General features: G+C 74.1%; 14 protein-coding genes. 4 read left to right on the top strand and 10 right to left on the bottom strand.

Annotated features, from left to right (window positions below; genetic code table 11):
* Positions 1–63: 63 nt before the first annotated feature.
* On the bottom strand, positions 64–246 hold the full coding sequence (locus ABZ951_RS13040; RefSeq protein ID WP_361279821.1) for a hypothetical protein: 183 nt from the start codon (positions 244–246) through the stop codon (positions 64–66).
* On the opposite strand from ABZ951_RS13040, the gene ABZ951_RS13035 reads away from it, so the two are divergent.
* Positions 247–1452: a methyltransferase domain-containing protein gene (locus tag ABZ951_RS13035; protein ID WP_344095173.1), complete on the top strand. Its 1206-nt coding sequence runs from the start codon at positions 247–249 to the stop codon at positions 1450–1452.
* 4 nt (positions 1453–1456) lie between these two features.
* Here the strand turns inward: ABZ951_RS13035 and ABZ951_RS13030 are convergent, their stop codons facing one another.
* Positions 1457–2257, bottom strand: a complete 801-nt coding sequence (locus ABZ951_RS13030; RefSeq protein ID WP_344095175.1) for a maleylpyruvate isomerase family mycothiol-dependent enzyme — start codon at positions 2255–2257, stop codon at positions 1457–1459.
* A 185-nt stretch (positions 2258–2442) separates the two neighbouring features.
* On the opposite strand from ABZ951_RS13030, the gene ABZ951_RS13025 reads away from it, so the two are divergent.
* Positions 2443–2868, top strand: a complete 426-nt coding sequence (locus ABZ951_RS13025; RefSeq protein ID WP_344095177.1) for a hypothetical protein — start codon at positions 2443–2445, stop codon at positions 2866–2868.
* Positions 2869–2877: 9 nt separating this feature from the next.
* Here the strand turns inward: ABZ951_RS13025 and ABZ951_RS13020 are convergent, their stop codons facing one another.
* From ABZ951_RS13020 to ABZ951_RS13010, 3 genes are all read right to left on the bottom strand, one after another.
* Positions 2878–3858: a MerR family DNA-binding transcriptional regulator gene (locus ABZ951_RS13020; protein WP_344095179.1), complete on the bottom strand. Its 981-nt coding sequence runs from the start codon at positions 3856–3858 to the stop codon at positions 2878–2880.
* A gap of 35 nt (positions 3859–3893) precedes the next feature.
* Positions 3894–4445, bottom strand: coding sequence for a Uma2 family endonuclease (locus ABZ951_RS13015; RefSeq protein WP_344095193.1), 552 nt, complete (start codon positions 4443–4445; stop codon positions 3894–3896).
* A gap of 68 nt (positions 4446–4513) precedes the next feature.
* Entirely contained in the window at positions 4514–5404 is an 891-nt protein-coding gene (locus tag ABZ951_RS13010) for a hypothetical protein (protein ID WP_344095181.1), read from the bottom strand.
* Positions 5405–5715: 311 nt separating this feature from the next.
* On the opposite strand from ABZ951_RS13010, the gene ABZ951_RS13005 reads away from it, so the two are divergent.
* Entirely contained in the window at positions 5716–5892 is a 177-nt protein-coding gene (locus ABZ951_RS13005; protein WP_344095183.1) for a hypothetical protein, read from the top strand.
* A gap of 10 nt (positions 5893–5902) precedes the next feature.
* Here the strand turns inward: ABZ951_RS13005 and tsaD are convergent, their stop codons facing one another.
* From tsaD to tsaB, 3 genes are read right to left on the bottom strand one after another with little or no spacing between them, the layout of a single operon-like run.
* The gene (gene tsaD / locus ABZ951_RS13000; RefSeq protein WP_344095185.1) at positions 5903–7087 is read right to left on the bottom strand and encodes a tRNA (adenosine(37)-N6)-threonylcarbamoyltransferase complex transferase subunit TsaD; all 1185 of its coding nucleotides are present in this window, start codon (positions 7085–7087) and stop codon (positions 5903–5905) included.
* Positions 7080–7736, bottom strand: a complete 657-nt coding sequence (rimI, locus tag ABZ951_RS12995; RefSeq protein WP_344095187.1) for a ribosomal protein S18-alanine N-acetyltransferase — start codon at positions 7734–7736, stop codon at positions 7080–7082. Before rimI ends, tsaD begins: the two co-directional genes overlap by 8 nt.
* Positions 7733–8401, bottom strand: coding sequence for a tRNA (adenosine(37)-N6)-threonylcarbamoyltransferase complex dimerization subunit type 1 TsaB (gene tsaB, locus ABZ951_RS12990; protein ID WP_344095189.1), 669 nt, complete (start codon positions 8399–8401; stop codon positions 7733–7735). The genes rimI and tsaB overlap by 4 nt, the downstream gene beginning before the upstream one ends.
* Positions 8402–8530: 129 nt before the next feature.
* On the opposite strand from tsaB, the gene ABZ951_RS12985 reads away from it, so the two are divergent.
* The gene (locus ABZ951_RS12985; RefSeq protein WP_344095191.1) at positions 8531–9106 is read left to right on the top strand and encodes a L,D-transpeptidase; all 576 of its coding nucleotides are present in this window, start codon (positions 8531–8533) and stop codon (positions 9104–9106) included.
* Positions 9107–10783: 1677 nt separating this feature from the next.
* Here ABZ951_RS12985 and tsaE read toward each other — a convergent pair.
* Both tsaE and ABZ951_RS12975 read right to left on the bottom strand, forming a co-directional pair.
* Positions 10784–11311 carry a tRNA (adenosine(37)-N6)-threonylcarbamoyltransferase complex ATPase subunit type 1 TsaE gene (gene tsaE / locus ABZ951_RS12980; RefSeq protein ID WP_344098144.1) on the bottom strand — a complete coding sequence of 176 codons (528 nt, stop codon included), beginning with the start codon at positions 11309–11311 and terminating at the stop codon, positions 10784–10786.
* A 20-nt stretch (positions 11312–11331) separates the two neighbouring features.
* The gene (locus ABZ951_RS12975; RefSeq protein ID WP_344098143.1) at positions 11332–12582 is read right to left on the bottom strand and encodes an alpha/beta hydrolase; all 1251 of its coding nucleotides are present in this window, start codon (positions 12580–12582) and stop codon (positions 11332–11334) included.
* Positions 12583–12588: the final 6 nt, after the last annotated feature.

Raw genomic sequence — 12588 nt, 5'->3', positions numbered from 1 at the left:
GTTCGAAGAGACGGAACGCGGCCGCCGTCCCGCCGGCGGGTGCCCGGCGGGACGGGCCGGCGGCTACCCGGGCCGCACGGCCGCGCAGGTGCGGTCGGCGGCCGGGAGGGCGGCCAGGGCCAGGAGCGCGGCGAGCGCCCCCGCACCGGCCAGCCCCGGGGTGAGCGAAGCGCGCGGCGGGGGCGCGCGGGAAGGGCAGGCGGGCGCCGCGCTCGGCGGGCCCGCCCGTCGGCGAGAATGAGACACGTGCCCGCACCGAACCCGCCCGCCGACGCCGCCGAGCCCACCGCGGCCTTCGCCGCCCTCCTCACCGACGAGGGCCGCAGGCTCCTCGCGGACCTGCGCGACCACGACCCCGCCCAGGAGCTGGCCACGGCCACCCGGCTGCGCCGCGAGCACCCCGCGGAGCTGGTGTCCGCGGCGCTCGGGCAGGCCCGGCTGCGGCAGCGCGCGGTCGCGAAGTTCGGGACCGAGGACGCGTTCCGCATGTTCTTCACGCCCAACGGCGTCGAGCAGTCGACGCGCAAGTCCGTGGCCGAGTACCGGGCCCGGCGCTTCGCCGCGCTCGGCGTCCGCCGGGTCGCCGACCTGTGCTGCGGCATCGGCGGTGACGCGATCGCCCTGGCGCGGGCCGGGATCTTCGTCCTGGCCGTCGACCGTGACCCGCTGACCTGCGCGGTCGCCCGGGCCAACGCCGAGGCGCTCGGCCTCGGCGACCTGATCGAGGTGCGCTGCGCCGATGTCGCCGAGGTCGACACGTCCTCGTACGACACCGTCTTCGTGGACCCCGCGCGGCGCGGCGGCCGGGGCCGGATCTTCGACCCGGAGGCGTACTCGCCGCCGCTGTCCTGGGCGGTCGGTGCGGCGCGGACGGCCCCGCACGCCGCGCTGAAGATCGCGCCCGGGGTGCCGCACGAGGCCGTTCCCGCCGAAGCGGAGGCCGAGTGGATCTCGGACGGCGGAGACGTGAAAGAGGCCGTGCTGTGGTTCGGCACGGCGCCAGGCGCCTACCGGGCGACGCTGCTGCCGGGCGGCCACTCCCTGGTGGGCCGGGGGCTGCCCGACCCGGCCGTGCGGCCGGTGGGCCGCTACCTCTACGAGCCGGACGGCGCGGTGATCCGGGCGCATCTCGTCGCGGAGTTCGCCGAGGAGGTCGGCGGCGGGCTGATCGACGAGACCATCGCGTACGTGACCTCGGACGACCTGGTGGAGACGCCGTACGCGGCGGCGTACGAGATCACCGACGTGCTGCCGTTCCACCTGAAGAAGCTCAAGGCGCTGCTGCGGGAGCGGAAGGTCGGCGTGGTCACCGTGAAGAAGCGCGGTTCGGCGGTCGAGCCGGAGGAGCTCCGCAAGAAGCTGAAGCTGGAGGGGAAGAACTCCTGCACGATCCTGCTGACGCGGGTGGCGGGTGCCCCGACGATGCTGCTGGGGCACCCGGCGCGGGTGTGAGCGCTCAGACGGGTGGGACGAGGGTGAAGTAGCGGTCGAGGACGGTCTGATCGCCCGCCACCCTGAGCCGTTCGCCGACGGGGATCCGCTGCCAGAGGAAGAGCATCAGGTCCGACGCGGTGCCGGACAGCTCGACGTCCCAGCCGCCGTCCTCGCCTTCGGTGAGCCGGACGTCGCCGCCTTCGAAGTGTGCCGTCCAGCGGCCCGGGCCGTCCGTCTGCCGGAACCGGAAGCGCTCCCCCGTGCCGTCGGGGGCCTGCTTCCACGCGCGCCGGGCCGGGGCCATGACGGTGAGCGTGTGGTGCACGGCGTCCGCCGCCAGCTCGGCGTCGACCGGCCGGGGGGACGCGCCGACGGTGCTCTCGGCGTCCCACCGGTGGACGGCCACCTCGATGGTCTGCACCCGCAGCCAGAACGCGACGCTGCGCTCCGCCGACCACGTCCACACCGCCTCGCTCCCGGCGCGGCTGCCGAACAGCGCCTCCAGGGCCCGCGCGCCGTCCGCGAACCAGGCGATCAGCTCGCCCGTCAGCGGCTCCCGTCCGGGCGGCCCCGGCAACGGCCAGCCCTCCGGGTCCGTGGGAAGCCGGAAGACGGTGAGGTCGGCGGTGTCCGGGGGCTCCTGCAGCCGCTCCCGGACGATCAGGCCGACGTACCGGTGGATCCCGCCCAGGTGCAGGGTCAGGTCGGCCACGGACCAGTCGGGGCAGGACGGCACGGTCGGCGCTCCGCCGATGTCCGCGGCCTGCCGGATCGCGTCTTCGAACGCCTGGGCTTCGCGACGGAAATGCGGTAGGTAATCCATGATTTCACCCTGCCCTCACACTCGGGAGCGATGCGTGCAGGCTACAGGTGCGCCGGGCGAGTACCCTGAACCGGCCATTCCAGGCCCCTTGTTCACTCCTGTGCCCGAATAGTGGCTGTCGAGGTCGGTCAACTCGTGTTGACCTTGGGGGACTTTGCCCGTCTCCAGAAAGCGACAGCCGTCTCATGAATCCGATGCGTTTCCGCGCCGCCGGAGCCACCGCCGTCGCTCTCCTGCTGACCGCCGGTGCGGTGGCGGTCGCCGCGCCCGCTTCCGCCAAGGCCCACACCCTGACCCTCGGGGCCGTCACCCCGAGCGCGCAGGCCCGGTCGGCCGTCGCTGTCGGTCTCACCTACATCTGTGACACGGGTTCCGACGTCGACATCGTCACGGCCGTGACCGGCCCGGTCCGGGGCGGCAAGGCGGCCGTCGCCGCCGTCACCGTCCCCAACAGCCGGCTGACCTGCGATTTCGCGGAGCACTCGCTGGCGCTCACGCTGCGGCCGCTGTCGGGCAGGTTCGCCGCGGGCGACCGTGTGCACGTGACCACGGGCTTCTCCGCGGCGGACGGCGCGCTCTTCGGCGCCGTGGAGAAGTCCGCGGTGCTCTGACCGGCGGTCTCAGCCGGCCGGGAGGGGGTTCTCGCGCAGCCAGGTCAGGACCTGCCGGGCGTGCTGGTCCGGCGGGAAGATCGGGTAGAAGGCGTGCTCGATCTCCCCGTCGCGGACGATCAGCGTCAGCCGTTTGAACAGCGTCAGCGACCCCGCCCGGAACGTGGGGAGATCCAGCGCGTCCGCCAGGCGGCGGTCCGGGTCGGAGAGGATCGGGAAGGGCAGACCGAGCCGGTCGGCGAACTCCCGCTGGTAGTCCCCGTCCTGGCTGGACAGCCCGAACACCCGCGCCGCGCCGGCGTCGGTCAGCTCCTGGTGGTGGTCGCGGAATCCGCAGGTCTCGGGGGTGCAGCCGCGGGCGCCGGGGATGGCGTTCCAGCCCTCCGGCAGGTCGGTGTCCGGGCGCCCGGCCAGCGGGTAGATGTACAGGACCGTCCGTCCGGTGCCCAGCGCGTCGAGTACGACCGTGCCGCCGGTGGTGTCGCCCAGTTCGATATGCGGCAGCTTCAGACCGGGGAGGTGGTCGGCCGCGCCGTCGTCCTCGGGTACGGGCAGACCGGGGGGCAGTTGGCTGTAGTCGTGCATCGTCTCTCCTGCGTCGTCGGGCGGTCGGGCGGCGCTGTTGCGGTAGGCGGCCTCGCGCAGCTGCGCGGCGAGGGCCGCCCGGCGGGCGGTGAGCCCGTCGATCCGTGCCGTCAGCTCGTCGATAACCTCGCGGTACCCGGCCAACGACGCCGGGCAGTCGTCGGCGTGCGCGCTGCCGGCCGTCAGACAGTCCAGGAACGGCCGGGTGCGCTCGACGGGGATCCCCAGCAGGCTGAGGGTCTTGATCTCCCGCAGGAGCCGTACGTCGCCCTCGCCGTAGTCGCGGTAGCCGTTGGCCAGCCGGGCGGGCGTGATCAGCCCGAGCGATTCGTAGTACCGCACCGCTTTGACCGTCACGCCGGCGCGGTGCGCCGCTTCCCCGATTCGCATTCCGCCGCCGTGCATGTCCCGAACGGTAGACCTTGCCCTTGGGGGGAAGGTCAAGGCAGGTAGTCCTTGAGTTCCTCTGTCTCCAGGGTGATGGCGACCGGGTGGGGGAGCTTCACGGTATCTCCGTACGCATGCGTCCTGCGGTTCCGGTACTTCCCGTCCTGCGGCTCGCTGTAGACGGTGAAGGTGCAGGCTCGCCGGTCGACCCTGAGGTAGACCGGGATGCGGGCTTCGGCGTAGCCGTCACGCTTCTCCCCGCGGTCGCGCCGGTCCGTATCCGGGTCGCGGGGCGTGATCTCCACCGTCATCAGGACGTCCGTCGGATCGGGCCACTCGTCCTGCCTCCCGCGGAAGTGCTTCCGTGGTGCGAGCGTGCCATCCGGGATCGAGCGGCCCTTGCCGCCGTCCTCGACCCTCAGGCGCCGTTCCCGATACAGCCACAAGTCAGGGCGCAGCCGCAGGCACTGCTCTACGAGCCACATAGCGATGTCGTCGTGATCCCCGTCCGGCACCGGCTTGACCTCAAGCTTTCCCTTGGTGAATTCCAACTTCACGCCCTCCGGGGCGGTCCGGGCGAGCTCCTCGAAGTCCGCTGCCGACATCTGCGCCTTGCCGGTGGCATGGAGGAACGTGGGCTGCGCCCCCGCAGGGGGCGCGGATCGCGAGGTCGTCATCTGATGCTCCTTTCCGTGGTGCGGACGGCCGCGCGGATCGCCGCCACGCGGCGGTGGATCTCTCCCGGCGGGATGCCCTGGGGGAACTCCCGCCGCGGCTCGCCCCGGCAGTCGCGGCAGAGGCCGCCCGGGAGTGCCTCCGGGCGGCCCGGTGTGCGGCAGACCGTGCACTCCATGACGCGCAGGGGCGCGGCGGCCGGGGCGGGCGCCGCCAGGGGTTCCGGCGGCATCTTGGCCGTGAGCCGGTTGCGGGCCAGGGACGCCGCGTGGTGCACCACGGGCGGGAGTCCGGCGGTCAGTTCACGGACGAGGTCGGCCGGTGTGGAGCCGCGGGCGAGCCATTCTCCGGCCAGTTCTTCGAGGGCGCGGCAGTCCGACGCCGACAGCGTCATCCTGGGGTCGGCCCGGCCGGTCGACGCGAGCGCGTCGTACGCGGCCGAGCGCGCGGGCCGCGCCGCCACGGGTGGCACCGCTCCCGTTCCCGCTCCAGGGACGTCCCCTTTGAGGAACGCGTTCCACCAGGCGTCGTCCCGCGGCGTCCGGGAGAAGTACGTCCGCGTCACCCAGTGCAGGCTTCCGCTGTCACTCTTGCGGTGCTCCCGCACTCTGCGCAGGTGGCCCGCCTCCGACAGGCGTTTCACGGCGGTGCGGCAGGCCGCCTGGCCGTAGGCGGGGATGTGGGCGGCGAGGGTCTTGGCGTCCATGGCCGCGCCGTCGGGCAGGCGGTCGACGAACGTCGCGATCGACGCCTCACGGGCGGGCAGGTGTGCGAAGTCGCTGCGGCTGCGCGGGGCTTGACCGGGGGCGCTGCGCTTGCCGTAGCCGGGGCTCGCGGTGGGGTGGGGCTGCGCGGAGGGCGCGCCGGCGTTAGGGTAGACGGAAGCCATGAGATCGGTTTCCTTACTCGGTGTGTCGATCTTGCTGGTCAGACCCCGGGTCAGGTGCTGTCAACACCGCCGGGGTCGTTTGCTGTCCTGAACGGTAGGGCGCCGCAACGCGTCGTCGCAAGCCGCTCACCTAAAGTGAACCCGCGTGGTATACGCGGAGGTTGGGAGGGCGGGTGGGTTTCACCCGCCGTCCATTCCTCAGAAAAAGAGCTCGGGTTCCGACCCCCGGGGCCCGAAGCTCAGGAGCTCAATCGGCCGTCCCCCAGCGCGTCTTACCGCCTTCGGGGCCCCTGTCGCGAAATCATCCCGGTATGAGCGCCGATGTGATGCATGAGCACGACGCCCCGCCCGTCCCGTCCGTCCCGCGGTACGCGCACACCCCGGACGACCTGCGTGCCGCGGTCGCCCTCGCCGAGACGCCGGACGAGGCGCACGCCGCCGTCGTCCGGCTGAGCGGGGCCTCGGCCGAGGCCCCGGCCCCCTCGTGAGCCGAAGGCCCTACGCGTCGTAAAGGTTCTTCCTGCTCAGCTCGTGGACGTGGTCGTGGTCGTGCGTGTGGCCATGGCCGTGACCGTGTCCGTGGGAGTGGGAGTGCCCCTCCTCGCCGTCGCGGTCATGGTCGTGGTCGTGGTGGCCGGGGACGTGCGTCTCCGTCACCGGAAGCGACGAGTCCGCCGACAGGTCCCACGAGGACGCCGACCGGCCCCGCGCCACCATCTCCGCGCCGAGCGCGGCGACCATCGCGCCGTTGTCCGTGCACAGCTTCGGGCGCGGCACGCGCAGCGTGATGCCCGCGTCCTCGCAGCGGCGCTGGGCCATGGCGCGCAGGCGCGTGTTGGCCGCGACACCGCCGCCGATCATGAGGTGGTCGACGCCGTTGTCCTTGCACGCGCGGACGGCCTTGCGCGTGAGGACGTCCACGACCGCCTCCTGGAAGGACGCGGCCACGTCCGCGACGGGCACGTCCTCGCCCGCGGCCCGCTTGGCCTCTATCCACCGGGCGACGGCGGTCTTCAGACCGGAGAAGGAGAAGTCGTAGACCGGGTCGCGCGGGCCGGTGAGGCCGCGGGGGAAGCGGATCGCGTCGGGGTTGCCCTCGCGGGCGTAGCGGTCGATGACCGGCCCGCCGGGGAAGCCGAGGTGCAGGACGCGGGCGACCTTGTCGAACGCCTCGCCCGCCGCGTCGTCGATGGTCGAGCCCAGCGGGCGGACGTCGGAGGTGATGTCGGGCGCCAGCAGCAGCGACGAGTGGCCACCGCTGACCAGCAGGGCCATCGTCGGCTCGGGCAGGGGGCCGTGTTCGAGCTGGTCGACGCAGATGTGCGAGGCCAGGTGGTTGACGCCGTAGAGCGGCTTGCCGAGGGCGTACGCGTACGCCTTGGCCGCCGACACGCCGACGAGCAGGGCGCCCGCGAGGCCGGGGCCCGCGGTGACCGCGATGCCGTCGAGGTCCTTCGCGCTCACCCCCGCTTCCTTCAGGGCCCGCTCGATCGTCGGGACCATGGCTTCCAGGTGTGCCCGGCTGGCGACCTCGGGGACGACGCCGCCGAAGCGGGCGTGCTCGTCGACGCTGGAGGCGACCGCGTCGGCGAGCAGGGTGTGGCCGCGGACGATGCCGACGCCGGTCTCGTCGCACGAGGTCTCGATGCCGAGTACGAGCGGTCCACCGCGGGAGTCAGCCATTGGTCGTTCCTTGCTCAGGTGAAACATCGGGGGAATCGGAGGGGCCGGGGGTGTCGCCGGTGTCGGCGTCCTTGGTCAGCCGCATGACGAGGGCGTCCACATTGCCCGGCTGGTAGTAGCCGCGGCGCACCCCGACCGGCTCGAAACCGAACCGCTCGTAGAGCCGCTGGGCGCGGGTGTTGTCGACCCGCACCTCCAGGAGCACCTCGCGGCACTCGAAGGCCGTCGCGGTGGCGAGCAGCTCGGCCAGAAGACGGGCGCCCAGGCCCGTGCTCCAGTGGTCGTAGGCGACCGCGATCGTCTGGACGTCACCGGTGCCGTCGATGGCGGCGAGGCCCGCGTAGCCGACGATACGGCTGCCCGCGGGGGTGTCCGGCGCGCTGCTCGCGCCCACGTGACGGCCGGCCGCCCCGGAGTCCCCGGCGCCCGGGGCGGCCGGCGGGCCTGCGGCCGGTGCGGGCTCGTCGGTGCCGCCGATCCGCTCGGCGACGACGTAGCGGCGGTTGGCGTTGGCGCCGCGCGCGTGGGCCAGCTCGGACCAGAACAAACCCTTGGACCAGGCGTCGTCCGGGAAGAGGGCGCGCTCCAGCTCCAGCACCGGCCCGATGTCCCACCAGCGCATCTCACGGATCTGCACCGTCGCGGTCACTTGGGGGTGACCACCTTGTAGTTCGCGGGCACCTGGGCGTCGGGGCGGCGCAGGTACAGCGGCTGGACCGGCAGGAACTCCCCGCCCGTGCGCAGCTTCTCCGCCGCGAGCGCGGCCAGGGCGCCCGCCGACTGGTGCTCGGGCATGTCCGCGCGGACGTCGGTGAAGGCGTCGGGGTAGAGGGTGGCGCCCGCGCCGATGGCAGTCAGGCCGGCGAGCGGCTCGGTGAGGTCGGCGGGGCGGTCCACGGCGGCCTCGGTGACACGGGTGCGGGCGTCGGCGTAGCGGGCCCAGTAGACCTCCTTGCGCCGGGCGTCCGTCGCGACGACGAATTCGCCCTCCAGCCCCGCCTGCCCGGCCGCGTACGCGATGCCGTCGAGCGAGCAGAGGCCGTGGACGGGCACGGAGAGGGCGGCGCCGAAGGTGGCGGCGGTCACGATGCCGACGCGCAGGCCGGTGTAGGGGCCCGGGCCGACCCCGACGACGATGCCGGTCACGGCGTCCAGCGTGTGGCCCGCCTCGCCGAGCACCCGGTCCACGGCGGGGAGCAGCAGCTCACCGTGCCTGCGGGCGTCCACCTGGCGCGATTCGGCGATGACTCTGTCGCCGTCGTGGAGGGCGACGGTGACGGCGGGGGTGGCGGTATCAAGAGCGAGCAGCAGCACACTGACAGCCTACGGCGCGCCACGGGGCGGACGGCGCCCGCGCCCGCCCGCGCCGAGGGCGCGGCGGGGGCGTACGCGAATGCTACGGTCAGCCGCATAGCCGTACGCAGGACGAAAGGGTGCGCAGCCGTGGCACGCAGCAGCTCGGGGGCCATAGTGGCCGCGCTCACGACCGCGGCCCTGGCCGCGGTCGGATTCCTCGCCTTCCAGGCCGAGGCCGCACCCGACCGCCCGAGCGCCGCCGCGGCCTCGCCCTCCGCCAAGGACTCGGGGCCGGACGCGGGCTCCGCGGACAAGCCCGGCAAGCAGGAGGCGGACGCGACGGCCGTGCCGGCGAACTCCGGCACCGGGGCGCGGGTCGTCTACGGGCTCGCCCGGAAGCGGGTGTGGCTGGTGGGCGCGGACGGGAAGGCGACCCGCACCTTCGAGGTCGCGCCCAGCACGGTGAACCCGCCGCCGGGCCCGTACAAGGTGACCTCCCGCGACCCGAACGCGACCGGCTCGGACGGCATCCCGGTCGAGCACATCGTGCGCTTCCACCAGGACAAGAACGGCATCGTCTTCGGCTTCAGCGCGGCGGTCGACGGCTCGTCGCCGAACCCGTCGTCGACGAAGAAGACGGGCGGCATCCGCGAGAGGCCGGCGGACGGCAGGGCGATGTGGGAGTTCGCGGTGAACAAGACGCCGGTTGTGGTCGTCCCGTAACGGGCGCCTGGCCGGCGGGGCGCCGGGTTCTGGAGCTTTGGGGAGTTTTTGCCGGTTCGGCACCGGGGCACTGGCGGGGCCGGCGGGGTCGGGAGCTTTTTTGCCGGTTCGGCATCGCCGGACGGCAGCGTCGTGGCGGATCACCATGGCGGCGGGAATTGACGCGGAGCGTCTTCGCCTGGGCGGCGTCGCGGCGAAGAAGGCGGGGCGACACGCTGCCGCCTGCGGCGGCGCAGGGCCGCAACCCGGACCCGCCGCGACGGCGCGCCCGCACAACGGCGTGGCCCGGCGGTGCCGAACCGGCCCCGCGGGCCGGGGTGACACGACGGTGCAGGTGGCGCGGCAGGGCACGCCCGCCTAACCGCACCACGGCGGCCAAGCGCCATCGCGGCAGAAGGGCCGGGCAGCGGGCTCCCGGCAGCCCCGCCCGTCCGGCACCGCCGAACAGCAACATCGTGGCGAATCGCCGTCGCGGCGGGAATTGACGCGGAGCGTCATCGCCTAGATCAACGAGGGCCGCAACCCAAACCCGCCGCAACGGCGCCCCCGCACAACGGCGCGATCCGGCGGTGCCGAACCGGCCCCGGGGCCGGGATGCCGCGGCAGTGAAGGCGGTGGCACGGCAGCCCACGCCCGCTGACCCGCGCGGCAGCCGGAGCCGGCAGGCCCGGCCCGCCGACTGGCGGGGCGACGGGTTCCAGGCCCTCCTGCCGATTCGACACCGCCGGACGGCAACGTCGTGGCGGATCACCGTCGCGGCGGGAATTGACGCGGAGCGTCTTCGCCTGGGCGGCGACGCGGCGGAGAAGGCGGGGCGACACGTCGCCGCCTGGGGCGGCGCAGGGCCACAACCCGGACCCGCCGCGACGGCGCGCCCGCACAACGGCGTGGCCCGGCGGTGCCGAACCGGCCCCAGGGGCCGGGGTGACACGACGGTGCAGGTGGCGCGGCAGAACACGCCCGCCTAACCGCACCACGGCGGCCAAGCGCCATCGCGGCAGAAGGGCCGGGCAGCGGGCTCCCGGCAGCCCCGCCCGTCCGGCACCGCCGAACAGCAACATCGTGGCGAATCGCCGTCGCGGCGGGAATTGACGCGGAGCGTCATCGCCTAGATCAACGAGGGCCGCAACCCAAACCCGCCGCAACGGCGCGATCCGGCGGTGCCGGACCGGCCCCGGGGCCGGGATGCCACGCCGGCCGAGCTCGCCCGCCGCACCGCACCACGGCGGCGGCCAAGCGCCATCGCGGCGGAAGGGCACACCCCACCCGGCCGCCGGGCGCCATCGTCATGGAAAGGCCGCGCGCCGCCGCACACCCTCACACGGGCGGGTGAATTCTCGCGGCCCCGGTGCCGTTACGCCGCGTCCCGTTCCCTCGGGCGATCCTCCGGCGCCGACGGCGCCGCGGGCGCCCGCGGTGGGGTCGAGACCGCGTCCGCCGCCGCGCACGCCGCGAGGAGGTCGCGCATCGAGGGGGGCCGCTCATCGGCGTCGTTCCCGGAGCGGTTCGCCACGGCGTCAGCAGGCTCTTGACCCGGCATGAGTGCCTCCTGGGACAGATGGGCAAGGTTAGGTAGACCTAACCGTGTCTCTGCCTCCATGTGACCACGCCGGATACCGCCCGCGCAACATCTTCCCGACGGCTTGTCGGAACCTTGCGGGCGCGCGCCCGTACCGGTCAGCCCAGCGGCGAGAGGTCCACGCCCGTCCACCGCGCGCCGACCCCGGTCACGGTCACCCCCCGCACGTCGTCGGCCTCCGGCAGCGCAAGGGCGTCCGCGCCCACCGCCCGCTCGATGACGACGTGCAGCCGGTCCTCGGACAGCTCCTCGACCTTGCCGTCGCCCCACTCCACGACGATCACGGACTCGGGCAGCGAGACGTCCAGGTCCAGGTCCTCCATCTCGTCCAGGCCGCCGGAAAGGCGGTAGGCGTCGACGTGGACGAGGGCCGGGCCGCCCCCCAGGGGCGGGTGGACGCGCGCGATCACGAACGTCGGGGACGTGACGGCGCCGCGCACGCCGAGCCCCTCGCCCAGCCCGCGGGTCAGCGTCGTCTTGCCGGCTCCCAGCTCACCCGTGAGCAGGACCAGGTCGCCGGGGCGCAGCAGCGCGGCCAGTCTGCGACCCAAGTCCCGCATGTCCTCGGCGGACTTGACGGTGACCTGCGCGGTAACGGCGGCGGAAGGGGCATGCGGGGCGTTCATACCCCCCGATGGTACGGGGCTCAGCCCCACTGCCGTGCTCCGGCCGCGTGGCGCCGCCCGTCGCGCGCCCCGGAGGCGCCGGCCGCCACCAGCAGCTCGGCCAGGTGGGAGGAGACCAGGTCGGGGTACTCCATCATCACCATGTGCCCGGCGTCCGGCACGAGGACGAGCCGGCCGTCCGGCAGCGCTTCGGCGATGGCCTCGCTGTGCGCGCTGGGCGTGATCAGGTCCTGCTGCCCGGCCAGGACGAGCACCGGCCGGTGGTCGAAGGCGCACAGCGCCTCCACCTTGTCGTGCAGGGCGAACGCCGGGTAGAACGCGGCGACCACGTCGACCGGCGTCGACTCGATCAGCCGCTCGGCGAACCGCGCCACCGCCGGGTCCACGTCCTCGGATTCGAACGAGTAGCGCTTGACGATCCCCGCGAAGAGGTCGGCGGTGGCCCGCCGGCCCTTCTCGATCAGTTCGGGCTGGGCGGACATCAGCTTGAAGGCCCCCGGCAGCAGGCGGCGGACCACGTTCATCGCCGCGACCGGCAGGCCGTAGGTGTCCTCGGCGAGCCGGCCGGCCGAGGTCCCGATGAACGCGGCGCCCACGACGCGCTCGGCGACCAGCTCGGGGTACTGGGCGGCCAGCGCCATCATCGTCATGCCGCCCATCGAGTGCCCCACCAGGACCAGCGGGCCCTCGGGGGCGGCGGCGTCGATGACGGCCTTGAGGTCGCGGCCCAGGAGGTCGATGGAAATGGGGTCGGTGCGCCCCCGCGCGGAGCGGCCGTGGCTGCGCTGGTCCCAGTAGACGGTCCGCACCGCGCCGCGCAGGGCGGCCCGCTGGAAGTGCCAGGCGTCCTGGCCGAGGCAGTAGCCGTGGCTGAAGACCACCGTCAGCGGCGGCCGGCGGCGGCCGAAGAGGCGCCTGCCCGGCTCGCGCGGGGCGGACTCCGCGGACCCGGAGGCCGCGCCCGCGGGCCCCGCGGCGGCGTGGTCGGCGATCTCGTCGACCTCGTAGTACAGCTCCGTGCCGTCCGCGGCGACCGCCCGGCCCGGTGTGCCGCGCAGCGTCCCGTAGGGGCCCGCCGCGTCCAGGGCGAGCCGCGCCTTGCGGCGCATGCCGCGCCCCACCGTCAGCCGCTCGACGGCCACCCCGACCGCGGCCCCCGCCGCCACGACGCCGATCGCGGCTCCCGCCACGCCCGCGCCGCGCCGCCAGGTGCCCGTTCCGCCCGCCACGGCATCGACCACGTCCCGGCCGCTGCCCGTGCTGTCGCTCATGCCGTG

The organism is Streptomyces sp. NPDC046215 (assembly GCF_040646215.1).
GTDB classification, from domain to species: Bacteria; Actinomycetota; Actinomycetes; order Streptomycetales; family Streptomycetaceae; genus Streptomyces; species Streptomyces stramineus.
This window is presented reverse-complemented; position numbering and strand designations above follow the sequence as displayed.